The 22,786-nt window shown below is 70.6% G+C and carries 21 protein-coding genes; 15 read left to right on the top strand and 6 right to left on the bottom strand.

All coding sequences use genetic code 11. The annotated features are described in order from the left end of the window. Positions 1 to 12 precede the first annotated feature (12 nt). From AC2DFQ_RS11565 to AC2DFQ_RS11540, 6 genes are all read left to right on the top strand, one after another. Positions 13 to 873 (top strand): alpha/beta fold hydrolase, encoded by an 861-nt coding sequence (locus tag AC2DFQ_RS11565; RefSeq protein ID WP_484533998.1) that lies wholly within the window; start codon positions 13 to 15, stop codon positions 871 to 873. Between the two features lie 134 nt (positions 874 to 1,007). Then, positions 1,008 to 2,363: an allantoinase AllB gene (gene allB, locus AC2DFQ_RS11560; protein ID WP_484533997.1), complete on the top strand. Its 1,356-nt coding sequence runs from the start codon at positions 1,008 to 1,010 to the stop codon at positions 2,361 to 2,363. After that, positions 2,360 to 3,511 (top strand): acetamidase/formamidase family protein, encoded by a 1,152-nt coding sequence (locus tag AC2DFQ_RS11555; RefSeq protein ID WP_484533996.1) that lies wholly within the window; start codon positions 2,360 to 2,362, stop codon positions 3,509 to 3,511. Before allB ends, AC2DFQ_RS11555 begins: the two co-directional genes overlap by 4 nt. Beyond that, complete coding sequence (locus tag AC2DFQ_RS11550) at positions 3,508 to 5,169, top strand: AtzH-like domain-containing protein (protein WP_484533995.1); 1,662 nt, start codon at positions 3,508 to 3,510, stop codon at positions 5,167 to 5,169. Before AC2DFQ_RS11555 ends, AC2DFQ_RS11550 begins: the two co-directional genes overlap by 4 nt. A 44-nt stretch (positions 5,170 to 5,213) precedes the next feature. Further along, positions 5,214 to 6,410 carry a pyridoxal-phosphate-dependent aminotransferase family protein gene (locus AC2DFQ_RS11545; protein WP_484534105.1) on the top strand — a complete coding sequence of 399 codons (1,197 nt, stop codon included), beginning with the start codon at positions 5,214 to 5,216 and terminating at the stop codon, positions 6,408 to 6,410. A gap of 1 nt (position 6,411) precedes the next feature. Continuing rightward, complete coding sequence (locus tag AC2DFQ_RS11540) at positions 6,412 to 7,719, top strand: allantoate amidohydrolase (RefSeq protein WP_484533994.1); 1,308 nt, start codon at positions 6,412 to 6,414, stop codon at positions 7,717 to 7,719. 113 nt (positions 7,720 to 7,832) lie between these two features. Here the strand turns inward: AC2DFQ_RS11540 and AC2DFQ_RS11535 are convergent, their stop codons facing one another. Further along, positions 7,833 to 8,417: a TetR/AcrR family transcriptional regulator gene (locus AC2DFQ_RS11535; protein WP_484533993.1), complete on the bottom strand. Its 585-nt coding sequence runs from the start codon at positions 8,415 to 8,417 to the stop codon at positions 7,833 to 7,835. A gap of 49 nt (positions 8,418 to 8,466) precedes the next feature. Between AC2DFQ_RS11535 and AC2DFQ_RS11530 the strand changes: the two genes are divergently transcribed. From AC2DFQ_RS11530 to add (AC2DFQ_RS11490), 9 genes are all read left to right on the top strand, one after another. Continuing rightward, a complete protein-coding gene (locus AC2DFQ_RS11530) occupies positions 8,467 to 9,423 on the top strand; it encodes a quinone oxidoreductase family protein (protein WP_484510027.1) in 957 nt (318 codons plus the stop codon). Further along, positions 9,423 to 10,127, top strand: coding sequence for an SDR family NAD(P)-dependent oxidoreductase (locus tag AC2DFQ_RS11525; RefSeq protein WP_484533992.1), 705 nt, complete (start codon positions 9,423 to 9,425; stop codon positions 10,125 to 10,127). Before AC2DFQ_RS11530 ends, AC2DFQ_RS11525 begins: the two co-directional genes overlap by 1 nt. Before the next feature lie 238 nt (positions 10,128 to 10,365). Next, the gene (locus tag AC2DFQ_RS11520; protein ID WP_484533991.1) at positions 10,366 to 11,445 is read left to right on the top strand and encodes an ABC transporter substrate-binding protein; all 1,080 of its coding nucleotides are present in this window, start codon (positions 10,366 to 10,368) and stop codon (positions 11,443 to 11,445) included. Between the two features lie 29 nt (positions 11,446 to 11,474). Then, the gene (locus tag AC2DFQ_RS11515) at positions 11,475 to 12,299 is read left to right on the top strand and encodes an ABC transporter ATP-binding protein (RefSeq protein ID WP_484533990.1); all 825 of its coding nucleotides are present in this window, start codon (positions 11,475 to 11,477) and stop codon (positions 12,297 to 12,299) included. After that, positions 12,289 to 13,125 (top strand): ABC transporter permease, encoded by an 837-nt coding sequence (locus AC2DFQ_RS11510; RefSeq protein ID WP_484533989.1) that lies wholly within the window; start codon positions 12,289 to 12,291, stop codon positions 13,123 to 13,125. The genes AC2DFQ_RS11515 and AC2DFQ_RS11510 overlap by 11 nt, the downstream gene beginning before the upstream one ends. Beyond that, a complete protein-coding gene (locus tag AC2DFQ_RS11505; protein ID WP_484533988.1) occupies positions 13,122 to 14,003 on the top strand; it encodes an ABC transporter permease in 882 nt (293 codons plus the stop codon). The genes AC2DFQ_RS11510 and AC2DFQ_RS11505 overlap by 4 nt, the downstream gene beginning before the upstream one ends. Before the next feature lie 46 nt (positions 14,004 to 14,049). Then, a complete protein-coding gene (gene add, locus AC2DFQ_RS11500) occupies positions 14,050 to 15,090 on the top strand; it encodes an adenosine deaminase (RefSeq protein ID WP_484533987.1) in 1,041 nt (346 codons plus the stop codon). 13 nt (positions 15,091 to 15,103) lie between these two features. Further along, positions 15,104 to 15,712: a helix-turn-helix domain-containing protein gene (locus tag AC2DFQ_RS11495; protein WP_484533986.1), complete on the top strand. Its 609-nt coding sequence runs from the start codon at positions 15,104 to 15,106 to the stop codon at positions 15,710 to 15,712. Further along, a complete protein-coding gene (gene add, locus AC2DFQ_RS11490) occupies positions 15,709 to 16,752 on the top strand; it encodes an adenosine deaminase (protein ID WP_484533985.1) in 1,044 nt (347 codons plus the stop codon). Before AC2DFQ_RS11495 ends, add (AC2DFQ_RS11490) begins: the two co-directional genes overlap by 4 nt. A gap of 358 nt (positions 16,753 to 17,110) precedes the next feature. On the opposite strand, the gene AC2DFQ_RS11485 is transcribed toward add (AC2DFQ_RS11490), so the two are convergent. The 5 genes from AC2DFQ_RS11485 to AC2DFQ_RS11465 form a co-directional block, all read right to left on the bottom strand. After that, positions 17,111 to 18,673 (bottom strand): GMC family oxidoreductase, encoded by a 1,563-nt coding sequence (locus AC2DFQ_RS11485; protein ID WP_484533984.1) that lies wholly within the window; start codon positions 18,671 to 18,673, stop codon positions 17,111 to 17,113. Then, positions 18,673 to 19,287: a thiamine pyrophosphate-dependent enzyme gene (locus tag AC2DFQ_RS11480; RefSeq protein WP_484510037.1), complete on the bottom strand. Its 615-nt coding sequence runs from the start codon at positions 19,285 to 19,287 to the stop codon at positions 18,673 to 18,675. Before AC2DFQ_RS11480 ends, AC2DFQ_RS11485 begins: the two co-directional genes overlap by 1 nt. After that, a complete protein-coding gene (locus AC2DFQ_RS11475; protein ID WP_484533983.1) occupies positions 19,284 to 19,784 on the bottom strand; it encodes a thiamine pyrophosphate-binding protein in 501 nt (166 codons plus the stop codon). Before AC2DFQ_RS11475 ends, AC2DFQ_RS11480 begins: the two co-directional genes overlap by 4 nt. Positions 19,785 to 19,851: 67 nt before the next feature. Continuing rightward, positions 19,852 to 21,246, bottom strand: a complete 1,395-nt coding sequence (locus tag AC2DFQ_RS11470; RefSeq protein WP_484533982.1) for an NtaA/DmoA family FMN-dependent monooxygenase — start codon at positions 21,244 to 21,246, stop codon at positions 19,852 to 19,854. After that, the gene (locus tag AC2DFQ_RS11465; protein WP_484533981.1) at positions 21,246 to 22,757 is read right to left on the bottom strand and encodes an aldehyde dehydrogenase family protein; all 1,512 of its coding nucleotides are present in this window, start codon (positions 22,755 to 22,757) and stop codon (positions 21,246 to 21,248) included. The genes AC2DFQ_RS11470 and AC2DFQ_RS11465 overlap by 1 nt, the downstream gene beginning before the upstream one ends. Positions 22,758 to 22,786: the final 29 nt, after the last annotated feature.

The raw sequence follows: 22,786 nt of genomic DNA, 5'->3' as shown, positions 1-22,786 counted from the left end.
TGGGAGTTAGTAATGGCGACCGTTCATCACCGCACCGTGGCCGTCGGGGGGCTCGACGTGTTCTACCGGGAGGCAGGTCCGGGGGATGCGCCCGTGCTCCTCTTGCTTCACGGCTACCCCACGAGCTCACACATGTTCCGTCACCTCATCCCGGCGCTCGCCGACCGGTACCGCGTGATCGCCCCCGACCACATCGGCTTCGGCCGTTCGTCGGCCCCGTCCGTGGACGACTTCGATTACACCTTCGCCTCCCTCTCCGACGTCACGCGCTCGTTCCTCGAGGTCATCGGAGTCACCAGATTCACCGTGTACGTGCAGGACTACGGCGCTCCGATCGCCTGGCGGCTGGCGCTGGCGAGCCCGGAGTCGATCGAGGGCGTGATCTCGCAGAACGGGAACGCGTACGAGGACGGGTTCGTGCCCGAGTTCTGGGGTGCGATCTGGGCCTACGGCGCAGACCCCTCCGCGGAAAACGAGGCGGCCCTCCGGCCGGCGCTCGGCCGGGAGGCGGTGTACTGGCAGTACACGCACGGGGTGCCCGATGTGACCACGATCGATCCCGACGCGTGGGAGCACGACCTCGCGCTGCTGGCTCGGCCGGGTGTCGACCGGGCGCAGCTCCGCCTGTTCGGGGACTATGCGACCAACCGCGACCTGTACCCCGCCGTGCACGAGTGGCTGCGCGCCACGCGGGTGCCGGTGCTGGCGGTGTGGGGCCGCAACGACGAGATCTTCGCCGCAGCCGGAGCGGAGGCCTTCCGCCGAGACGCGCCGCAGACGCGCGTCGAGTTGATCGACGGTGGTCACTTCCTCCTGGAATCCCACCTCGATGACGTGGTCCGCATCATCCGGGAGTGGCGCGCGGGCTTCTGAACGGGCGGTAGCTCCGTCGGACCTGTGCCCGGCGGGGATTGCCGGAGCTGCGCGCAGAGCCGCCGGCGCAGCCGCGGAACGCGGATGTTGCCGTGGGTAACATCCGGGAAATGCGAGACCCGTACGGTGGCGCCATGAGCACCCCCGCTTCGGTCGCCGCGCAGCGCGTGTACCTCGACGGCTCCTTCGTCCCCGCGACCGTCCACGTGACCGACGGCGTGATCGCCGCGGTGGATGTCTTCGACCCCGAGGCCGACGTCGTCCTGCCCGACTCGCAGGTGCTGCTGCCCGGCCTGGTGGACTCGCACGTTCACCTGAACGAGCCCGGCCGCACGGAGTGGGAGGGGTTTGCCACGGGGACCGCCGCGGCAGCCGCGGCCGGCGTCACCACCGTGCTCGACATGCCGCTCAACAGCATCCCGGTGACCACCACCCCGGAGGCCCTCGCCGCCAAGCGTTCGGCGGCGACCGGGCAGCTCGCGGTCGATGTGGGGTTCTGGGGCGGTGCAGTGCCGGAGAACCTCGGTGCGCTGGCGGCGCTGGATGCGGCGGGCGTGGTCGGCTTCAAATCCTTCTTGTCCCCGTCGGGCATCGACGAGTTCGGTCACCTCGACGCCGCGCAGCTGGACGCCGCCCTCGCCGAGATTGCCGAGCTCGGCAGCATCCTCATCGTCCACGCCGAAGACCCGGCGCAGCTGCACGCCGACGGCGCGCTCGGCAGCGACTACCGCGACTTCGAGGCTTCGCGTCCCGCCGCCGGCGAGCGGTCCGCCATCCGTCTGGTCATCGAGGCCTCCCGCCGCACGCGCGGGCGCGCGCACATCGTGCACGTGTCGGACGGAGGCGCCCTCGACGACATCCGCGCCGCGAAGGCCGACGGGGTACCTCTGTCGATCGAGACGTGCCCGCACTACCTCACGCTCACGGCCGACGAGGTGCCGGCGGGCGCCGCGGAGTTCAAGTGCTGCCCGCCGATCCGCGACGCCGGCAACCGCGACCTCCTCTGGGCGGGCGTCCTGGACGGCACGGTCGATGCGATCGTGAGCGACCACTCCCCGTCCACGCCCGCACTGAAGGAGTCGCGCGACTTCGGCCTGGCGTGGGGCGGCATCTCGGGCCTGCAGACCGGGTTCTCCGCGGTGTGGACCGAGGCCCGGCGCCGAGGTATCCCCCTCGAGCGGATGCTGCCGCTGTTCACGACCGGCCCCGCACGCATCGGCGGACTCGGGGGGAGAGGGCGCCTCGCCGCCGGCGAGCCCGCGCACCTGGTCGCGTTCGACCCGGATGCGGCGCACACGGTGCGCGCGGCCGACCTGGAGTACCGCAACAAGATGTCGCCGTGGGACGGACGGACCCTCCACGGGGTCGTCAGCACGACGTGGGTTCACGGCGTGCCGGCCTACCGCGCCGGCGACGGCGTGCTCGCGCGGGCGGGACGGGAGATCCTGGCCGAACCGGCCACGCTCGCGGGGTGGGGGAGCGACCGATGACGACCGCGACCACACCGGGGAACACCGGCGCCGGCTCGCCCGCGTTCGAGATCCTGCAGCCGGGAGTGGGCGAGATCCCCGGCTCCTTCTACCTGCCGACGACGCCCGACACGGTCCTGTGGGGCCGTCTGCCGAGCGCGACGGATGCAGCGGTCCTCACGATCGCGGCCGGTGACACGGTGACGATCGACACCGTGAGCCACGAGGGCATCCTCGATGACCAGGGCAAAGACCCGCTGGCCTACTTCGGCGGACACGGCGTGGCCGCATCCGCGGTGCTGGATGACGCGATCGCGGTCGCCGCCACGGTGTCGAGGGATGCCGCATCCGATGGTCCGCACGTGATCACCGGACCCATCCGGGTCGAGGGTGCGCGGCCGGGCGACCTGCTGAAGATCACGATCGGCACGCTGCAGCCGCGGGTGCCGTACGGCGTCATCTCCAATCGCCACGGCAAGGGCGCGCTCGTGGGCGAACTGCCGCGGACGCCCGGGAACGTGAGCGTCTTCGCCGCCGTGGAGGAGCGCGACGGGCGCCTCGTGGGAACCCTCCCCGTGACCGAGGGCGGCGAGCGGATCGTCGCGTTCCCGCTGGCGCCGTTCCTGGGCACCATCGGGGTCGCCGTCGCCGAGTCCGAGCGTCCCCACTCGGTGCCGCCGGGTGCGCACGGGGGAAACATCGACATCAACCTCCTCGTCGAGGGCACGGTGCTCTACCTGCCGGTGCAGGTCGACGGGGCGCTCGCGTACGTCGGCGACCCGCACTTCGCGCAGGGCGACGGGGAGGTCGCGCTCACCGCGCTGGAGGCGTCGCTCCGCGCCACACTGCGGTTCGACGTCGTACCGCGGGAGGAGGCGCTCACCGAGTTCGGCGAGGTGACCGGGCCGCTCGTGCGCACCGATGAGTACCTCGTGCCGACCGGGCTGCATTCCGATCTGAACGAGGCGATGCGGCGGTGCGTCCGTGCCGCGGTCGCGCTCATCCAGGCGCGGTGGGGGCTCGACGAGCACCTGGCCTACGCGTATCTGAGCGCGGCCACCGACTTCGACATCTCCCAGGTCGTCGACATCGTGTGCGGCGTCCACGCGCGCATCCGCGAGTCCGACTTCGCTGCGGTCTCCCGCGAGGCTGCGGAGGGGGAGCGATGACGGATGCGGCGGAGCCCCGGACCGGCACGGAGGACCTCCCGGACGACCTCGCGCCCCGCCTCCCGGACAACCTCACTCCGCACCTCCCGGACGACCTGCGGCAGGCCTTCGAGACGTACGAGCGCGCCGTGGTGGGAAACGACCTCGACGTGCTCGACGCGTCCTTCGCCCCTGGGCCGGAGGTGCTCCGCGGCGACGGCGCCGGGCTGCTCCTCGGACACGACGCCATCCGTGCGTTCCGGTCGCAGCGCGGCGGGGTGACGCAGCGGAGCATCGACAGCATCCACTACCGTCCCCTGGGCGACGACGTGGCCCTGCTGATGTCGGTGTCGCGCTACGCCGGCGGCGGCCGGGGGCTGCAGACCCAGGTGTGGCAGCGCATCGACGGGCGCTGGCTGATCACCGCGGCGCACGTCACGCCGCGCGCGGCGGCGTTCGACCGCTCGGTCTGGCGGAGCGTGGGCGACCCGCTCGTCCAGGGAGCCGGGGAGGGGCCGCTCGCAGGCCTGACGGTCGCGGTGAAGGACCTGTTCGCCGTCGAGGGTTTCCCCGTCGGTGCCGGCAATCCCACCTACCTCGAGCAGGCGCGCGTCGAACCCGCGACGGCACCGGCCGTCGCCCAGCTGCTCCGAGCCGGAGCATCCGTGCGCGGGATCGCGCGGACCGACGAGTTCGCGTACTCGATCGCCGGCGACAACCCGCACTACGGCACTCCGCCCAACGGTGCCGTGCCCGGCACACTCCCCGGCGGGTCGTCCAGCGGACCGGCCACCGCCGTGGCCACCGGCCAGGCCGACGTCGGCCTCGCCACCGACACCGCCGGTTCCATCCGCGTGCCGGCGTCGTACCAGGGTCTGTGGGGGCTCCGCACGACCCACGGCCTCGTCGCCCGGGAGGGGCTCCTGCCCCTTGCGCCGTCGTTCGACACCGTGGGCTGGCTCGCGCGCGACGGCGATACGCTCCAGAGCGTCGCCGACCGGTGCCTCCCCGGTGACGGGCCGGAATCGACGGAGCAGCCGTCCGACGGAGAGCTCCCGTGGCGCTTCCTCGTCCCGGAGTCCCTCCGCGCACAGGCCGAGCCCGCGACGCGGGCGGCATTCGATGCGCTCATCGCGGCGCTTGCCGCGTCGGATGCTGCGCCCGAACTGGGCACGGCGGATCCGGGTGATCTCGACGAGTACGTCGGAGCCTTTCGCGTCGTCCAGGGAGCGGAGGCGTGGCGCCATCACGGACCGTGGGTGCGGGAGCACCCGGGGGCGGTCGGACCGGCCGTCGCGGACCGGTTCCGCATCGCCGCCGCCGTGACCGCCGCCGAGGAGGCCGCCGCCCGCGAGACGCTGAGGCACCTGCGGGAGCGGTTCTCCGCGCTCACCCACGACGCTGTCCTGCTCTTCCCGAGCGTCCCGGGGCCGGCCCCGCTCCGGACGGCGGACGCTGCCGCCATCGACGCCACGCGCGGCGCCACCCTCCGGATGACCGCGCCGGCCGCCGTCGCCGGGCTCCCCGCCCTCTCGGTGCCGCTCCTGACCGTGTCGACCTCCGCCGGCCCGGCCCCCGTGGGCGTCTCGTTCGTCTCGCGCGCCGGCACCGACACCGCCCTCATCCGCCTCGCCCGCCGTGTGGCGGCATCCGTCATCCCGAACCCGGAGAACCCGTGACCGACACCATCCCCGGCCCGATCGATCCCCCGGCCCGGCTCCTCATGGGGCCGGGGCCGATCTCGGCGTACCCGAGCGTGCTCCGCGCCATGTCGGCGCCGCTTGTGGGCCAGTACGACCCGTTCATGACCGCGACCATGGCCGAGACGCAGGAGCTGTACCGGCAGGTGTGGTCGACCCGCAATGACGCGACGCTCCTGATCGACGGCACGTCGCGGGCCGGGATCGAGGCGGCGATGATCTCCCTCATCCGCCCGGGCGATCGCGTGCTCGTGCCGGTCTTCGGCCGCTTCGGGCACCTCCTCGCGGAGATCGCCGAGCGGGCGCTCGCCGAGGTGCACACCATCGAGGTGCCGTGGGGTTCGGTGTTCCCGGTGTCGGTGATCCGAGAGGCCATCGAGCGGGTGCAGCCGCACCTCCTCGCTCTCGTCCAGGGCGACACCTCCACCACCATGAACCAGCCGCTCGATGAGATCGGCGAGATCTGCCGCGCGCACGGGGTGCTGTTCTACACCGACGCCACGGCATCCCTCGGCGGCAACGAGTTCGAGATGGACGCGTGGGGGGTGGATGCGGCGACGGCGGGTCTGCAGAAATGCCTCGGCGGACCGTCGGGTTCCGCTCCGCTCACCCTCTCCGACCGGGCCGTCGAGGTGGTGCGTTCGCGCGCCCGCGTCGAGGCGGGGATCCGCGAAGAGGGCGACCCGGACGCGGCGGACTTCGTCCGCTCGAACTACTTCGATCTCGGCATGATCCTGGACTATTGGGGTCCGCGGCGTCTGAACCACCACACCGAGGCCACGTCGATGCTCTACGCCGCGCGCGAGTGCGCCCGCGTGCTGCTGCTCGAGGGACGCGCGGCCGTCATCGCCCGGCACCGCCTGCACGGCGAGGCCATGCTCGCGGGTGTGCGCGGGCTCGGGCTGTCGGTCTTCGGCGATATCGCGCACAAGATGTCGAACGTCGTCGCGGTCGAGATCCCCGAGGACGTCCCGGGCGATGCGGTGCGTTCGGCGCTGCTGGAGGACTTCGGCATCGAGATCGGCACGTCGTTCGGCCCCCTGCACGGTCGCGTGTGGCGTATCGGCACCATGGGGTACAACGCCCGGACGGATGCGGTGGTCCAGACTCTCGCCGCGCTGGAATCCGTGCTGCGCCGGTTCGGCGCATCCGTCCCCGTCGGCGGCGGGGTCGAAGCCGCCGAGGGCGTCTACGCCGCTGACGCGCCGGGCGGCGACTGACATGCGGACGCGCCTTCAGGTCGGGCCCGACGCGATCGCCGCTGCGGCCGATCGCGTGATGGCGCGGTGCGACGAGCTCGCTCGCGTGACGGCGACGCCCGGGAGCATCGAGCGGGTCTACCTCTCCGCGGAGCACGCGCGGGTCAACCGCCTGGTCGCCGAGTGGATGCGCGAGATCGGCATGAGGTCGTGGCAGGACGCCGCGGGCAACCAGGTCGGGCGACTCGACCCTTCGGCCGTCTCACCGGAGGGCGACGCGCCGGCGCTGCTCATCGGGTCGCACCTGGACACCGTGCCCGACGCCGGCCGGTTCGACGGCATCGCCGGGGTGCTCATGGGCCTCGAGGTCGTCCGGCTGCTGCGCGCGACCGGCGAGGACGGAGGGGTGTTCGCGCCGCTTCCCTTCGCGGTGGAGGTGATCGCGTTCTCCGATGAGGAGGGCACCCGGTTCGGCAAGGCTCTGCTCGGTTCGTCGGCCGTGGCCGGCACGTGGGACGACGCGTGGTGGGAGCTCACCGACCGCGACGGGGTGACGCTCCGGCACGCGTTCCGCGAGTTCGGCCTCGACCCCGGTCGCGTCGGCGAGGCTGCGCGTCGCCCCGAGGAGCTCGTCGGATATCTGGAGGCGCACATCGAGCAGGGGCCGGAGCTTCACCGGCGGGGCGAGTCGCTCGCGGTCGTGTCATCCATCGCCAGTGCCCGCCGGTTCCAGCTCGTCGTCGAAGGCGAAGCGCGCCACGCCGGCGGCACCCCCTACGACATGCGCCGCGACGCGCTCCTGGGTGCGAGCGAGGCCGCGCTCGCCGTCGAGCGCATCTGCCGGGGCGAGCACCACATCGTCGGCACTGTCGGGCAGCTCGAGGCGTTCCCGGGGGCGGTCAACATCGTCCCCGGTGAGGCGCGCTTCTCGCTGGACCTGCGCGGAGAGTTCGACGCGCACCGCGACTCCGCCTGGGATGCCATCGCCCTCGAGCTCGACGCCATCATGGGCCGACGCGGCCTGCGGTGGCGGGCATCCGAGGTGCACTCCGCGCCGGCGGTGTTCTGCGCGCCCCTGCTGCAGGACGTGGTGCGCGCCGGGATCGGCAGCACCCTCGCACCCGGGGCCGACGATCCCGCCGCGCTGTTCAGCCGAGCCGGCCACGACGCCATGGCGATCGGCGCGATCACCGAGGTCGGGATGCTGTTCCTCCGCAACCCCGACGGCATCAGCCACCACCCCGCCGAGGCCGTGTCGGCCGCCGACGTGGGCGCCGGCATCCGAGCCCTGACCGAGTCGGTCCTCCACCTCGCCGCCGAGCCCCGCTAGCACCCCGCATCTTCGCCGAAAAACAACGTTCCGGACGAGAAACGGCGCGGCGCGTTATGTCTCGTCCGTAATCTCGTTTCTCGGCGTGCGCGAACGCGGGCGGGATCCGGAGTTCACGCGGTCAGCAGGCGGTCGAGGCAGAGGTCGAGGCCGGCTTCCAGGTGCTCTGCGGTGCCGGTCGACAGCAAGACCGTGACCCCGCCCTGGATCGCGGCGATCAGCGCCGCTGCGGTGTAGCCGGGGTCGAGGGCGGGGTCGGCCTCACCCGCAGCCTGCGTCGCCTCGATGCCGGCCCGGAGACTGGCCTGCCATCGTCGCACGAGTTCCGCGGTGACCGCCTGGGCGGTGGGGCTGTACCTTCCCACGTCCGCGATCAGCACCGCGAGCGGGCAGTGCAGACCTTGATCGCGATACTGCTGGACGATGAGATCTCGCCACTTCTGCCACGCCTCGCGGGACGTGAGTTCGCTGAGGTAGGGCATCTGGTCGTCGAACACGCGAGCAGCTTCCCGTTCGGCCACAGCCAGCAGCAGCTGCTCCCGTCCGTCGGGGAAGTAGTAGAACAGCTGCCCTTTGCCCGTGTTGCTCCGAGCGCACACATCCTCGAGTGTCGTGTTGCTCGTGCCGCGCTCGCGGATCTCCTCGGCTGCTGCTTCCACGATGCGACGGCGGGTCGCGATGCCCTTGAGTGTGGCCATGGGAGCAATTGTACTTGCGAGTACAATTTTGCCGCCATACGTTGCCCCCATGAGAAAAGTTGTCATTTCCGAAGCAGGCGGCCCCGAGGTTCTTCAGGTGCAGGAACATCCCACCCCGCGCCCCGGTGCGGGCGAGGTCCTGGTCGACGTCCGGGCGATCGGCGTGAATTACTTCGACACCGCCATCCGAGCCCAACGCGTCGTGGAGGTGCCCGGCATGGAAGGTGCGGGCGTCGTGATCGAGGTCGGTGAGGGTGTGGACGAGTACGCACCGGGCGACCGGGTGGCGTGGCTGACGATCGACTCCCACGGCAGCTACGTCGAGCAGATCGTCATTCCCGTGCGCTACGTCGTGCCGCTTCCCGAGACGATCGACATCGAGACGGCTGCGGCAGTGCTCCTCCACGGAGTGACCGCGGACCACTTCGCCACCGCCTCCCACTCGGTACAGCCCGGTGACATCGCCCTCGTACACGCGGCGGCGGGCGGGGTCGGGCTCATGCTCACGCAGCTCATCAAGGCGCGCGGCGGCACGGTCATCGGGCTGGTCTCCCGCGAGGAGAAGATCCAGATCGTCAAGGATGCCGGTGCAGACCACGTGCTGGTCTCCACGGGCGGCGCGTTCCTGGACCGGGTGAAGGAACTGACGGGCGGCGAAGGAGTGCACGTCGTGTTCGACGGCGCCGGCGCGTCGACCTTCGACGCATCCCTGGAGGTGCTTCGCACGCACGGCACGATGGTCTACTACGGGCCCCTCATCGGCGCGGTCCCCTCGATCAAGATGAACGAGATTCCTCGGAGCATCAAGATCACCTACCCCATCACGAACGACCACGTCCGCACGGCGGAAGAGATGAAGGCGCGCTCGTCCGAACTCTTCACCCGTGTTCAGCGGGGCGAGCTCACAGTCACCATCGCAAAGCGCTACCCGCTCGAGGATGCTGCCCAGGCGCACAAGGAGATCGAGTCGCGCCGCACGACCGGCAAGATGCTGCTGATCCCGTGATGGACGACCAGAAACGCGTGGCGGTCGTGACGGGGGGAACGGGAGTGATCGGGGCCGCCATCGCCCGCGCCCTCCGCGCCGGAGGCTACGAAACGGTCGCGCTCGGCCGTCGGAGCGGCGAGGTGAACGTCGACCTGACGTCGGAAGCGACCACGAGACGGGCCGCCGCGGAGGTACTCGACCGATACGGCCGGGTGGATGCCCTCGTTCACGCCGCGGCCATCGTCGCCCCGATGTCGCTCGCCGAGCTGGACGCGGACCGCTGGCGCACCCTGCTGTCGGTCAACGTCGAGGCCGGGCTCTGGCTCGCGCAGGCCTTCACTCCCGGCATGATCGAGCGGTCGTTCGGACGCATCGTCATGGTCGTGTCGGACTCGCTGTGGATCCCGCCGCAAGCGGGCGGCTTCCTGCCCTACGTCACCGCGAAGGGGGCGATGGTGGGGGCCGTGCGCGCCCTGGCGGCAGAGCTCGGCGCCCACGGCATCTCGGTGACTGCTGTCGCCCCGGGCCTGACCGAGACACCCATGGCCCAGAGCGTCGTCGCCGACCCCGCGCAGTTCGATGCGGTCGTCGCCGGGCAGGCCATGAAGCGCCGCCTCACGCCCGAAGACACCGCGAACGCCGTGGCCTTTCTCGCTTCAGAGGGGGCGGAGGCGATGACCGGACAGGTGCTCGTCGTCAACGGGGGGCTCACGATGCGCTGACACGCGTCCCAACATGAAGGCCGTCCCGGAGAACCGGGGCGGCCTTCGTGTTGGCTTCGGTTATGCAGCGTGTAACGGCACCGAAACACCCGGCCAGTGTTCGTGAAATCTACATCGCCTACCGTGGCCAATGCCGAGCGAGGCTCAGTCCTGGCAGAAGCAGCCGAGCACCGCCGAGCTCCGAGGGCGGCGCCGCATCCCTACCCGAATGCACCACCGGCGTCTGGAGACACAGCACATGACCTTCTTCTCTTCCCGGCGCACCTCGCGCGCCACCGCGGCCCTCGCCGGGGTCGCCCTATCCGCCCTCGCCCTGACCGCCTGCGCCAGCGGCGCATCCACGGGATCCAGCGGCGAGCCCGCCGAAGGATCGGACGAAGGCTTCGGCGACATCACGGTCCAGCTCAGCTGGATCTTCAACGAAGAGTTCGCCGGCGAGTACCTCGCCGACACCAACGGCTACTACGAGGAGGCCGGCTTCGGTGAGGTCACCCTCGTGCCCGGCCCCTCGGGCGGTGTTCCCGAGCTGCTGGGCGGCACGGCCGACATCGCGCTGAGTGATGCCGTGCAGGTCGGGGCCGCCGTGGCGAACGAGGGAGCTCCGCTGAAGATCATCGGCGCGACCTTCCAGGCCAACCCGTTCACCGTCCTGTCCCTCGAAGACGGCGGCAACATCGCGACGCCCGATGACCTCAAGGGCAAGAAGATCGGTGTGCAGGACTCCAACCTCACGCTGTTCACCGCGCTTCTCGCCGCGAACGACATCGATGCGTCGGAGCTCACCATCGTTCCCGTGCAGTACGATCCGGCGCCGCTGGTCAACGGCGAGGTCGACGGCTTCGTCGCCTACCTCACCAACGAGTCCATCTCCGTCGAGATGGAAGGCATGGCCACCACCAACCTCCCGTTCGCGGAGAACGGCCTTCCGTTCGTCGCCGAGACGCTCACCGTCACCGACGAGACGATCGAGAGCAGCCGCGAGATGCTGAAGGCATTCCTCGTCGCCGAGATCCGAGGCTGGACCGACGCGCTCGCCGACCCGCAGGCCGGTGCCGACCTCGCCCTCGAGACCTACGGTGTGGACCTCGACCTCGACCCGGCCAAGACGCTGGCCGGCTCCGAGGCGCAGAACCTCCTCGTGGTGTCTGAGGAGACCGAGGAGAACGGTCTGTTCACCATCTCCGAAGAACTGCAGGCGACCACCATCGAGAGCCTCGCCGGTGCGGGCATCGAACTGGAGGCATCCGACCTGTTCGACATGAGCCTGCTGGCCGAGGTCTACGAAGAGAACCCGGATCTCGTCGCCTACATGGGCTGAGATCTCCACCCCTACCGAGAGCTACCACTGTGACCGATACGGCCACCCAGACCGGTGCCCAGGCGACGACCCTGGGCACCGGTCTGCAGATCACCGAACTGAACAAGGTCTTCAGCGTGGGACGCAAGAGCGTCGTGGCGCTGCAGGATGCCAACCTCCACACCGACCAGGGCACCTTCCTGGCGCTGCTGGGGCCGTCGGGATGCGGGAAATCGACGATTCTCCGTATTCTCGCGGGACTGGAAGACCCTACGAGCGGCTCCACCCGGGTGGATGGGAAGAGCCCCAAGGAGCTTCGCCGGGGCAATGAGCTCGGCATCGCCTTCCAGGATTCGGCGCTGCTTCCCTGGCGCAGCGTGCAATCCAACATCCAGCTGCCCTTCGAAGTCGCGGGCAAGCCCGTCGACAAGGCCTACGTGGCGGAGATGATCGACCTGGTCGGTCTGAAGGGCTTCGAGAAGGCCAAGCCGGCGCAGCTGTCCGGAGGCATGCGCCAGCGGGTATCGATCGCGCGCTCGCTCATCATGAAGCCGTCGGTGCTGCTGTTCGACGAGCCCTTCGGTGCGCTGGATGACATGACCCGGCAAAAGCTCAACCTCGAGCTGCTGCGCATCTGGACCGAGAAGCCGGCGACCACGCTGCTGGTGACGCACGGCATCTCGGAGGCGATCTTCCTCTCCGACCAGGTCGCGGTCATGAGCCCCCGACCGGGGCGCATCAAGGAGGTCATGACGATCGACCTCCCGCGTCCGCGGACGCCGGAGATGATGCGCACGCCGGAGTTCCACGCGTACGTCGACCACGCTCAGGAACTGCTCTTCGGCGTGGGGGGCGCTGCTGCCGATGACCACTGACGCGGCAAAGGCACGCGCGGTCCAGTGGGAGGACATCCATCTTCCTGCGTGGGTCACCGGCCTGATCGGCGGCATCGGAGTGATCGCGCTCTGGTGGATCCTCGCAGCGACCGTCTTCTCCAGCGTCGGGCCGGGAGGCGCGCAGGCCATCCCCACCCCGCTGCAGGTCGTGGTGGAGTTCGCCGAGACGGGGTTCGACTTCTACGTCCGCAACTTCACCATCACTCTGACCGAGGCGGGCATCGGCTACGTGTGGGGCAACGGTCTCGCGCTGGTGCTCTCCACCGTCGTGCTGATCGTCCCGCGCCTCGAAGGCGCCGTGATGCAGATCGCAATCATCACCTACTGCATCCCCATCGTCGCCCTCGGCCTGCTCCTCACCGTCATCGTCCCGATCCCCACCGCCGGGCAGCCGTCGACGACCGCGATCTTCCTCGCCGCGCTCAGCTGCTTCTTCACGACCGTGGTCGGGGCGCTGCTCGGACTGAAGGCCGCCGACAAGGCGAGCCTCGACCTCATCACCGTCTACGGCGGCTCACGGCTGACCCAGCTGCGCAAGGTGCGCCTGATCGCCTCGCTTCCGGCGATCCTGAACGCGCTGCAGATCGCCGTGCCCGCCGCCTTCCTCGGCGCGGTACTGGGCGAGTTCTTCGGCAAGATCACCGTGGGGGTGGGGCCGGCGATGATCGCCGCGCAGCAGGCGCTGAACGCGGCGCGAGTGTGGGACATCGCCCTCGTTTCCGGGGCCGTCGCCCTCGCCGGTTATGCGCTCCTCGGCCTGATCTCGCGTGCGGTGGCCCCCTGGTCGAAGGGAGCGGTCCGATGACAGACACCGCCTTCGCCGCCGTGAGCACCCCGGCCGCGGCCGCGCAGCAGTCGCAACTGGACGGGCAGATCCGTCGGGAGACGCGTGCGTCGACACGGCGCGCGCTCGCCCGCAGCCTCCTCACCTTCGTCCTGACGATCGTCGCGGTCGTGGTGATCTGGGTCGGGTCCCTGTGGCTGTTCGGGGTCTCGGCGTACGTCGGGAAGGGGCCGGTCGACGTCTGGAACTTCCTGGTCACGATGCCCAACGCCGAAGCGAACCGCGCTCAGCTCTTCGGACAGCTCGCCGTCACGCTGGGGCACGCCGTCGTCGGCTTCGCCGCGGGTCTCGTGGTCGCGCTGCTCATCGCGGTCCTGTTCCAGCTCAGCAAGGGGATCGAACACGCGCTGATGCCGATGGCGATGCTGTTGCGGTCGGTGCCCCTCGTGGCGATGGCCCCGGTCATCATCCTCATCTTCGGTCGCGAGTTCGCCTCGGTCGCCGTCATCGGCGGGATCGTCGTCCTCTTCCCTGCCCTCGTCAACATCGCGTTCGGCCTCAAGTCGGCCTCACCGCAGATGAACGACCTCATCTCCGTGTACGGCGGCACGGCGTGGACGCGACTGCGGAAGGTCGCCCTGCCGAGCTCCCTCCCGGAGTTCTTCGCCGCGGTCCGCATCTCGGTGCCCGGCGCCATCACCGGGGCGCTGCTGGCCGAGTGGCTCGCCGTGGGCGGCGGGATCGGCGGCGCCGTCGGCGGATACGTCAACGCGGCGCAGTTCTCCGCCGTGTGGACCGCGGTCGTCCTCGTCACCGGCGCCGCGCTCGTCCTGTACAACCTCGTGCAGATCATCGAGTCGGTCGCCCTGGCCCGCATGGGGATGGCCGACCGCGCCTGACTGCCCCCCGCATCCGTTCTTCTGCCCCAACCCGAAGGAACCTCCTATGACGACGTCCGTCGAGCCCATCCCGTTCGCCCACGGCCTCCCCAAGGCCGAGTTGCACCTGCACCTGGAGGGGACCCTCGAACCCGAGCTGAAGTTCGCCCTCGCCGCCCGCAACGGCATCGAGCTGCCGGAGAAGACCGTGGAGGAGGTGCGGGCGACGTACGACTTCACCGACCTCACGAGCTTCCTCGCCGTGTACTACCCGGCGATGCGGGTGCTGCAGACGGCGGAGGACTTCCACGACCTCGCGTGGGCGTACCTGCTCAAGGCGAAGGAGCAGGGCGTCGTGCACGCGGAGATGTTCTTCGACCCGCAGGCGCACACGAGCCGCGGGGTGCCGTTCGACACCGTGATCACCGGCTACCGCCGCGCGGCCGCGCGTGCCCAGGACGAGCTGGGCATCTCGGCCGAACTCATCCTGTGCTTCCTTCGCGACTTCTCCGCCGAGTACGCGATGGCGACGCTGATGGAGGCGCTGCCGTACAAGCAGTGGATCATCGGCGTCGGTCTCGACTCGGATGAGCGCGACAACCCGCCGACGAAGTTCGCCGAGGTCTTCGCGCGCGCCAAGGCCGAGGGGTTCTTCCTCACGATGCACTGCGACATCGACCAGGTCGGCTCGATCGACCACATCCGCGCGGTGCTCGAGGAGATCGGTGTCGACCGGATCGACCACGGCACGAACATCGTGGAAGATCCGGCGCTCGTGCAGCTGGCGAAGGAACGCGGCATCGGGTTCACCACGTGCCCCGTCTCGAACTCGTTCGTGACGGAGCAGATGAAGGCGGACGAGATCGTGGGGCTGCTTCGCCAGGGCGTGCGGGTGATGGTCAACTCCGATGACCCGGCGTACTTCGGTGCGTACGTCGGTGACAACTACGTCGCCCTCGCCGAGCAGGCGGGCCTCACGCCGACCGACCTCGTGCAGCTCGCCATCAACTCGTTCGACGCGTCCTGGCTCACCCCGGCGCGTCGCGCCGCGTACGTCGCGGCCGTCGAGGAGTATGCGACCGCGCGGGGAGTGCCACTCCCGGCGTAGGAGGGGAGCACCCATGACCACGACGCTCGCCGACGATGCGGCAGGGGATGCTGCGGCCAACCTCCGCCTGGGCGCTTCGATCCGCCAGTTCCGCCACGCCCGCGGGATGACCCTCGTGCAGGTGGCCGAGGCCACCGACCTGTCGCATCCGTTCCTGAGCCAGCTCGAACGCGGCCTCGCGCAGCCGAGTCTGTCGTCGCTGCGCCGCATCGCCCTGGCGCTGCAGACGAGCCCGATCGAGTTGATCGCCGCCGCGGAACCGCCCAACCCGTCCATCGTGGAGGTGGAAGTGCACCGGCGGGGGGAAGGCGGCATGGACCAGAGCTTCGCCGGGGGCGCCGCGCGGATGCTCGCGAAGGGGGTGCGACCGCTGCATCCCCTCGAGATGGAGGGCGACAACACCGAGCCCGGAGAGGTGTTCATCCACCACGAGGACGAATTCGTCTATGTCGTCGAGGGGGAGGTCCGCGTGGAGCTGGGCGATCAGGAACTCCGGATGGCACCGGGCGACTCGGCGTACTACGCCGGCGGGGTGCCGCATCGCTGGTGGTCGGCGAGTGCCGCGCCGTACCGGCTCCTCGTGGTGAAGCAGGGCGCGACCCTGCCGGGAAGCGACGCATGATCACGTACGGCGATTACCTCCAGCTGCTGCCGAAGACCGAGCTGCACTGCCACTTCGTCTCGACCATGGATGCGGCCCTGTTCCTCGAACTCGCCGGCAAGCACGGCGTCCGGCTGTGGAAGTCCGACCCGTCGACGCTGTTCGATTTCGCCGACCTCGTCGAGTTCCTCGTCGCCTTCCGTTTCGCGCACGACGTGCTGCGTGACGCGGACGACTTCGAGCGGGTCGCGTACGAGGGCGTCCGCCGGGCGGTCGCCGACAGCAACCTCCGCTATCGCGAGTACTACGTCAACCCGCAGTACTTCGCCGAACGCGGCCTGACGTATCCGCAGGTCGTCGACCCCATCATCGCGGGCCTGCGTGCGGCCGAACGCGACTTCGGCGTCGGCTTCCGCGTCGTCGTCGCGGTCAACCGCCGCGACTCGGCCGCATCGGCCGTCGCCCTCGTGGAGCAGATGATCGCGCATCCGCGGGCCGAGGTCGTCGGCCTCGGGCAGGACGACCTCACGCCGGAGAACACCGAGGATCCGACGCGTTTCGCCGCCGCGTTCGCCCTCGCCCGGGCGCACGGACTGAAGCTCACCGCGCACGCGGGCGAGACGGATGCGGCGTCACCCGAGGCCGTGCGGGAGGCGATCGAGGTGCTCGGGGTCGACCGTATCGACCACGGGTATCGCATCGTGGATGACCCCGCGGTGCTGCAGCTCGCGCGGGAGCGCGGGATCGGGTTCACCGTCACCCCCGTGTCGACCACGATCTGCTCGGGGTGGACCCTCGACGCCGGCCACCGCATCCGCGCGATGATCGACGCGGAACTGCCGCTTGCCGTGTCGACCGACGATGCGATGTTCTTCCGCACCGACCTCGGCCGCGAATACCGCGAGGGTCTCGCGGCGATGGGCGTGGATGCCACGACGGCGAAGCGCATCGCGCTGGAGGGGATCGATGTGGCGTTCTGCTCGGATGAGGAGAAGGCTGCGCTCCGCGCCGACTTCCGCGCCCAGTTCCTCGCCCTCGACGCCCTGCTTGAGCCGGCCTGACCGCGCCGTTGCGAGGTATGTCTCACCCGCCGCATCCTCGTGTCTCACTTTCCGCATCCTGTGTCTCACTTTCGGCATCCCGCCCCACCCGCCCCATCCTTGTGTCTCACTTTCCGCATCCTGTGTCTCACTTTCGGCAAGAAATGAGGCACATCGTTGCGAAAAGTGAGACATGGTGACCTGGGCCCGAGGGGCCCGAGGACCCGGGGGGGGGGGGGGGCGGGGCGCGGGGGAGTGCGGCCCAGGAGGCGGGGGAGCCCCCGGCCTGACCCACAGCGCCGGGTCATGTCCCGGGTTCGCAGGTTCTGCGGGCTGAGAACCTGCGAAAGCGGGACATGATCCCGGGATGCGCCGCGCCTCAGGCGGTGCGGAGGAGGTCGGCGGCGCGCTCGGCGATCGCGACGGTGGGGGCCTGCGTGTTGGAGGTCGGGATGCTGGGCATCACCGAGGCATCCGCCACCCACAGCCCCTCGATCCCGCGCACCCGCAGCTGCGGGTCGACCACGGCGAGGTCGTCGGTGCCGATCCGTGCCGTGCCGGAGCAGTGGAAGAACGTGCCGATGTTCTGCCGCACGAATCGGGTCTTCTCGGCCCGATCGAGCCCGCGCCGCGGGGTGATCGGGCCCTCTGCGAGCTCGGCGTAGGCGGATGTCGCGACCAGATCGTGCACTGCATCCACCGCCTCGACCATGGCGGCGAGGTCGGTCGGGTCGGCGAGGTAATTCGGGTGGATGTCGGGCGCGACGTCGGGGTCGGATGAGCGCACCCGTACCCACCCGACGCTGCGCGAGCGGTACAGGCCCGGCACCAGCGCAAAGACGCGGTTGCCCGACAGGTCGTGCGCGGCATGCAGCGCCTCGTCGCCGCGGGAGCCGTGCGCGATGACCGCGTGCAGGTCGGGCCCGGCGTCGGCATAGGAGCTCCGCCAGTTGAGCATCGCCCCGCCGCCGTTGCCGATCACGGGGCCGAGGTCGGCGCGGGCGCGGAAGTTCATCCCGAGGATGAGCGGATGGTCCTGGAAGTTCTCGCCGACGCCGGGGAGCGGATGCACCGGCGCGATGCCGGCAGCCCGCAGCCGGGCCGGGTCGCCGATGCCGGAGAGCTGCAGCAGCCGCGGGGTGTCGAGGGCGCCGGCCGACAGGACGGTGCGGGCGGCGGAGGTGGTGACCATCGCACCGTCGATGAGGTGCCGGATGCCGCGGACCACGGTCCCGTCGAGCATCAGGCCCAGCACCCGGCTGCCCAGCACCACGTCGAGGTTCGCGCGGCCGAGCGCCGGCTCCAGGTAGGCGCGGGCGGTGCTCCACCGCTCGAACGCGCCGTCCTCGCCGATGACCGCGTTGTAGTCCGCGTAGACGGCGCCCTCGTTCGAGGCCGCGTTGGCGTCGTCGATGACCGGCAGGCCTCTTTCGGCGGATGCGGCCAGCAACGCATGCGCGATCGGGTGGACGTCGGCGAGCGGCCCGACCTTCATCGGGCCCTCCAGCCCGCGGTAGGTCGGGTCGCCGCCGGGGCGGGTTTCCGAGCGGCGGAAGTACGGCAGCAGATCGTCGTACCCCCAGCCGTCGGCGCCGGCTTGGTGCCACGCGTCGTAGTCGGCGCGCGCGCCGCGGTACCAGAGCATCGCGTTGGTCGAGGAGGAGCCGCCGAGCACTTTGCCCCGCGGCATCGCCAGGGCCCGGCCCAGTACGTGCTCGGTGGGGGTGGAGCGGTAACCGTAGTCGTACGGCCCGCCGATCAGCGCGTCCCAGTGCGCGGCATCCAGCACCTCCCGCGCACCGCGGTGGTCGGGGCCGGATTCGACCAGCAGCACGTGCATCGCCGGATCTTCCGACAGGCGTGCGGCCAGGACGCATCCGGCGGCCCCGCCGCCGACGACGATGACGTCGTAGCCGGCGGCGGGCTCACGCACGACGGGCATCAGTTGTGCTCGCTCGGGCCCATGATCGTGATGCCCTCGGTCTCCTCGACGTGGCGCACGAAGATGTACTTGTCCTCGCGGCCGTCGGAGTGCTTGCGCCTGATTCCCGGTTCGAGGATGCCGTCGGTCTTCGCCACGACGACGTAGGGCTCAGATGCGGCGAGCCCGGCGGCGCAGTGCGCGTCGAACTCCTCGAGCGTGGCCGCGGTGTGGGCCTGCTCGACCCCGGCGCCGCGCGCGATCGCGGCGAGGTCGACGCGTCCGCCTTTCGTGTGCGTGCGCGGGCCGCCGATGGACTGGTACTGCTCGTTGTCCCACACCACCACGAAGAGGTTCTCCGGCCGCTCGTTACCGAGGGTGGCGAGGATGCCGAGGTTGAACAGGAGGCCCCCGTCGGTGTCGAGCGAGACGATGCGGCGGTGGGGCAGGCCCACGGCGAGTCCGAACGCTTCGGGCGTGACGCATCCCAGCTGCTGCTGGAAGAGGCTCGCCGCGCGCATGTGCGGGGCGGCGTTGTACCACTCGTCGACCGCGCCGCCGAGGGAGAGGATGACGAGCTCGTCGGACAGGCGCGCACCGAGGAGCTTCATGGCTTCGAACCGGGAGTAACTCATCGGACCAGATCCCCTCCGAGGACGACGGCCGCGTGGTAGTACGAGGCGTACGCCGTCTCGTAGGCGTTCACGATGGCCTGCTCGATCGCGTCGACGTCGTGAACGATCGTGTACGGGGTGCGGAGGGTCTTCAGGAGCGGCTCCATGGTGATCCCGTGGGGGATCGCCCACCAGTTGTTCTCGCCCATTTCGCCCCGGTAGCTCATGATCATGACAACCGGGATGCCGGCGCCCAGGCCCATCCGCGCGAGGTGCTCGGTCGCGGCCCGCAACCCGGAGTTCTCCATGACGAGCACGGCCCGCTTGCCGGAGAGGAACACGCCGCCGGCGATCGCGGCACCCTCGCCCTCGTTGGTCACGGGGATGGTGCGGATGTCGGCATCCGCGTCAAGCGCCGGGTACAGCTCCTTCAGGAGCGAATCCGGCAGGTACGTGGCGACGCTGACCCCGGCCTTCTTCAGGCCCCGGATCACCGCCTCGACGGCGTCGTGTCTCATTGCGTGCTCTTTCTCTCCTGGGTCGACTCGCCAAAAAACGCGCACTTTCGCGCGAAAACCCGACGGTTTATGGCGAGTCGACGAGTTGGGGGGCGCGCGCGGACAGGGCGTGCGCGCGGTGGGCGGGGGCGAGGCGCGGGGCGCCGGAGAGGTGCTCGCGCAGGGTCGTGCCGGGCGGGGTGCCGGCGCGGCCGCGGGCGGCGAGGAGGGGGACGACCAGCTCGATGAACGCGCGATACGCGTCCGGCCCGCCGAAGGTGGGCTCGAGCATGATGCCGTCGATGCCGGAGCCGTCCACGATCGCCTCGATCTCGTCCGCGACCTCCTCGGGCGAGCCGGTCACCTGGAATCCGCGGATGGCCTTCGTGCGGAAGGAGTCGAGGATCTCGCCCACCCGCATCTCGGGGTTCTGCCGCGCGTAGCGCTGCACGAGCGTCTGCCCGAGATCCGTCTTCAGGTCGACCACGCGGGTGTCGGGGTCGAGCCCGGTCAGGTCGAGCCCGGTGATGCCCGCGAACATCACCGCGGCGTCGTCGCGGCCGAGGAGCGCCTCGTACTCCGCCCGCAGCGCGTGGGCCTCGGCGGAGGTGGATGCGACGGTCACCGTCATCCCGGTGATGACACGCACGTCTTCCGGCCGGCGGCCCTGCAGTACGGCCTGCTCCCGGATGTCGCGGACGTGTGCCGCGGCGGAGGCGATGGACTGCCCCTGGATGAAGACGGCCTCGGCGTTGCGCGCAGCGTAGGCGCGGCCGCGGTCGGACGTGCCCGCCTGGAAGAGCACGGGCGTCCGCTGCGGGGTGGGCGGCACCGCGAAGATGCCGGCCGAGCGCTGGTACGGGGCATCCACCTCCACCCGGTGCAGCTTCGCGGGGTCGGCGTACACGCCGCGCACCCGGTCGCGGACCTCGGCGTCGTCGTCCCAGCTGTGCTCCCAGTACCGCAGGCACGTGTCGAGGAAGTCGTCGGCCGCGTCGTAACGCTGGTCGTGCGCCAGCTGCTCGGTGACGCCGAACAGCCCGTCGGTCGTGGCCTGCGAGCTGCCGGTGACGACGTTCCAGCCGATGCGGCCACCGGTGAACCGGTCGAGCGTCGCGAACCGGCGCGCGGTGGCGTAGGGGCGTTCCACCGTGGTGGGGGAGGTCACGACGAAGCCGAGGCTCTCCGTCTCGCGAGCGAGAGCGGCGATCGCGAGCATCGGGTCGAGGGCCGGGAATTGGATGCCGTGGGCGGCGACCTCCTCGGGCATCCGTCCGTCGAGCGTGGCATAGCCGTAGGTGTCGGCGAAGAAGAGGAAGTCGAAGCCCGCCGCATCCAGCTCGCGGGCGAGGCCGACCCAGTAGTCGAGCCGGTCCCAGTCGTCGCCCCGGCCGCGGGGGTCGGTCCACGTCGGCATCCCGTTGCTGGGGTTCATCATCTCGAAGACGCCCAGCACGATGCGCTTGCCTGTCGTATCGCTCATCAGATCACCATCACCACGGTCTTGGTCTCCAGATAGTTCTCCAGGCCCTGGGGCCCGTTCTCGTAGCCCCAGCCCGACTCCTTGTGGCCGCCCTTGGGCAGCTCGGGGCCGAGGAAGGAGTGGCAGTTGACCCACACGGTGCCGGCCTGGATGCGGGCCGCCACGCGGTGCGCGTCGCTGAGCCCGCGCGTCCACACGCTCGCCGCCAGCCCGTACGGGGAGTCGTTGGCCCACCCGACCACCTCGTCGAGGTCGTCGTAGGGCGTCACCACGGCGACGGGGCCGAAGATCTCTTCGCGGAGCAGCCGCGCGTCCGCCTTCACCCCGGTGACGACGGTGGGGGCGAAGAAGGTTCCCGCGGGGCCACTGCGCTCGCCGCCGCCCACGACCTCCACCCCGTCGGCGCGTCCCTCCTCGAGGAACGCGCTCACGCGCTCGGCCTGCGCGACGCTCACGAGCGGGCCGAGGTCGGCGTCGGGGTCGAGTCCGTGGCCGAGTCGCAGGTTGGCACCGAAGGCGGCCATCCCGTCGACGACGTCGCGGTACAGCGATCGGTGCGCATAGACGCGGGCGGATGCCACGCACACCTGCCCGCCGTTGTCGAAGATGCCGCGCGAGATGCCCTCGATGGTGGCCTCCAGGTCGGCGTCGGGAAGCACGAGGGCGGGCGACTTGCCGCCCAGCTCGAGGGTCAGGCGCTTGAGATCGCCGGCGGCGGTGGCCACGAGGCGCTTGCCCACCGCGGTGGATCCGGTGAAGGCGACCTTGTCGACACCGCGGTGCTCGGCGAGGGCTTGACCGGCTTCGCCGCCGTAGCCGGTGACGATGTTGACGACGCCCTCCGGGAGGCCGGCCTCCTGCAGGAGCCGGCCGAGGTACAAAGCGGTGAGCGGGGTGTTCTCGGCGGGCTTGAGCACCACCGTGCAGCCGGCGGCGAGAGCGGGTGCGAGCTTCATCGCGGCCATCAGTAGCGGGGAGTTCCACGGCACGATCGCCCCGACGACGCCGACGGGCTCGCGGCGCGTGTACGCGAACACCTCCTTGCCCGGCGGCGTGCGGCTGAGGGACGTCGGAATCGTCTCGCCGACGATCTTCGTGGGCCAGCCGGCGTAATAGCGGAACTGGTTGATCGCCGCGGGGACCTCACCGAACCGCGCGGTGCGGAGGTTCTTCCCTTGGTCGAGCGACTCCAGCTCGGCGAGGTCGTCGAGGTGGCCCTGCATGAGGTCGGCGATACGCCACAGCAGCGCGCCGCGGTCGGCGGGCGTCATGCGGCGCCACGCTTCGCCGTCCAGTGCCGCGCGGGCCGCCGTCACCGCACGGTCGACGTCTTCGGCGCGGCCGCGCGCCACGCGGGAGAGTTCGGCGCCGGAGGCGGGGTCGAAGGTTCCGAAGGTCTCGGCGTCCGCGGCATCCACCCACCGTCCGCCGATGAGGAGGCGCCCGGGGTGGTCGGCGAGGAACGCGGTGACCCGGTCGCGCAGAGCGAGGGTCGGAAGGGTGATCGTCACGAAACCGATAGTAGAGAGCAATCATTGAT

This window comes from Microbacterium sp. Z11_20 (genome assembly GCF_057197605.1).
This window is presented reverse-complemented; position numbering and strand designations above follow the sequence as displayed.

Excerpts from the sequence above, each read along its gene's own strand:
- add (WP_484533985.1), top strand. The coding sequence starts at position 15,709 with ATGATCACGTACGGCGATTACCTCCAGCTGCTGCCGAAGACCGAGCTG.
- AC2DFQ_RS11530 (WP_484510027.1), top strand. The coding sequence starts at position 8,467 with ATGAGAAAAGTTGTCATTTCCGAAGCAGGCGGCCCCGAGGTTCTTCAG.
- AC2DFQ_RS11505 (WP_484533988.1), top strand. The coding sequence starts at position 13,122 with ATGACAGACACCGCCTTCGCCGCCGTGAGCACCCCGGCCGCGGCCGCG.
- AC2DFQ_RS11550 (WP_484533995.1), top strand. The coding sequence starts at position 3,508 with ATGACGGATGCGGCGGAGCCCCGGACCGGCACGGAGGACCTCCCGGAC.
- AC2DFQ_RS11510 (WP_484533989.1), top strand. The coding sequence starts at position 12,289 with ATGACCACTGACGCGGCAAAGGCACGCGCGGTCCAGTGGGAGGACATC.
- AC2DFQ_RS11480 (WP_484510037.1), bottom strand. The coding sequence starts at position 19,287 with ATGAGTTACTCCCGGTTCGAAGCCATGAAGCTCCTCGGTGCGCGCCTG.
- AC2DFQ_RS11555 (WP_484533996.1), top strand. The coding sequence starts at position 2,360 with ATGACGACCGCGACCACACCGGGGAACACCGGCGCCGGCTCGCCCGCG.
- AC2DFQ_RS11485 (WP_484533984.1), bottom strand. The coding sequence starts at position 18,673 with ATGCCCGTCGTGCGTGAGCCCGCCGCCGGCTACGACGTCATCGTCGTC.
- AC2DFQ_RS11495 (WP_484533986.1), top strand. The coding sequence starts at position 15,104 with ATGACCACGACGCTCGCCGACGATGCGGCAGGGGATGCTGCGGCCAAC.
- AC2DFQ_RS11535 (WP_484533993.1), bottom strand. The coding sequence starts at position 8,417 with ATGGCCACACTCAAGGGCATCGCGACCCGCCGTCGCATCGTGGAAGCA.
- AC2DFQ_RS11470 (WP_484533982.1), bottom strand. The coding sequence starts at position 21,246 with ATGAGCGATACGACAGGCAAGCGCATCGTGCTGGGCGTCTTCGAGATG.
- add (WP_484533987.1), top strand. The coding sequence starts at position 14,050 with ATGACGACGTCCGTCGAGCCCATCCCGTTCGCCCACGGCCTCCCCAAG.
- allB (WP_484533997.1), top strand. The coding sequence starts at position 1,008 with ATGAGCACCCCCGCTTCGGTCGCCGCGCAGCGCGTGTACCTCGACGGC.
- AC2DFQ_RS11540 (WP_484533994.1), top strand. The coding sequence starts at position 6,412 with ATGCGGACGCGCCTTCAGGTCGGGCCCGACGCGATCGCCGCTGCGGCC.
- AC2DFQ_RS11475 (WP_484533983.1), bottom strand. The coding sequence starts at position 19,784 with ATGAGACACGACGCCGTCGAGGCGGTGATCCGGGGCCTGAAGAAGGCC.
- AC2DFQ_RS11525 (WP_484533992.1), top strand. The coding sequence starts at position 9,423 with ATGGACGACCAGAAACGCGTGGCGGTCGTGACGGGGGGAACGGGAGTG.
- AC2DFQ_RS11545 (WP_484534105.1), top strand. The coding sequence starts at position 5,214 with ATGGGGCCGGGGCCGATCTCGGCGTACCCGAGCGTGCTCCGCGCCATG.
- AC2DFQ_RS11565 (WP_484533998.1), top strand. The coding sequence starts at position 13 with ATGGCGACCGTTCATCACCGCACCGTGGCCGTCGGGGGGCTCGACGTG.
- AC2DFQ_RS11520 (WP_484533991.1), top strand. The coding sequence starts at position 10,366 with ATGACCTTCTTCTCTTCCCGGCGCACCTCGCGCGCCACCGCGGCCCTC.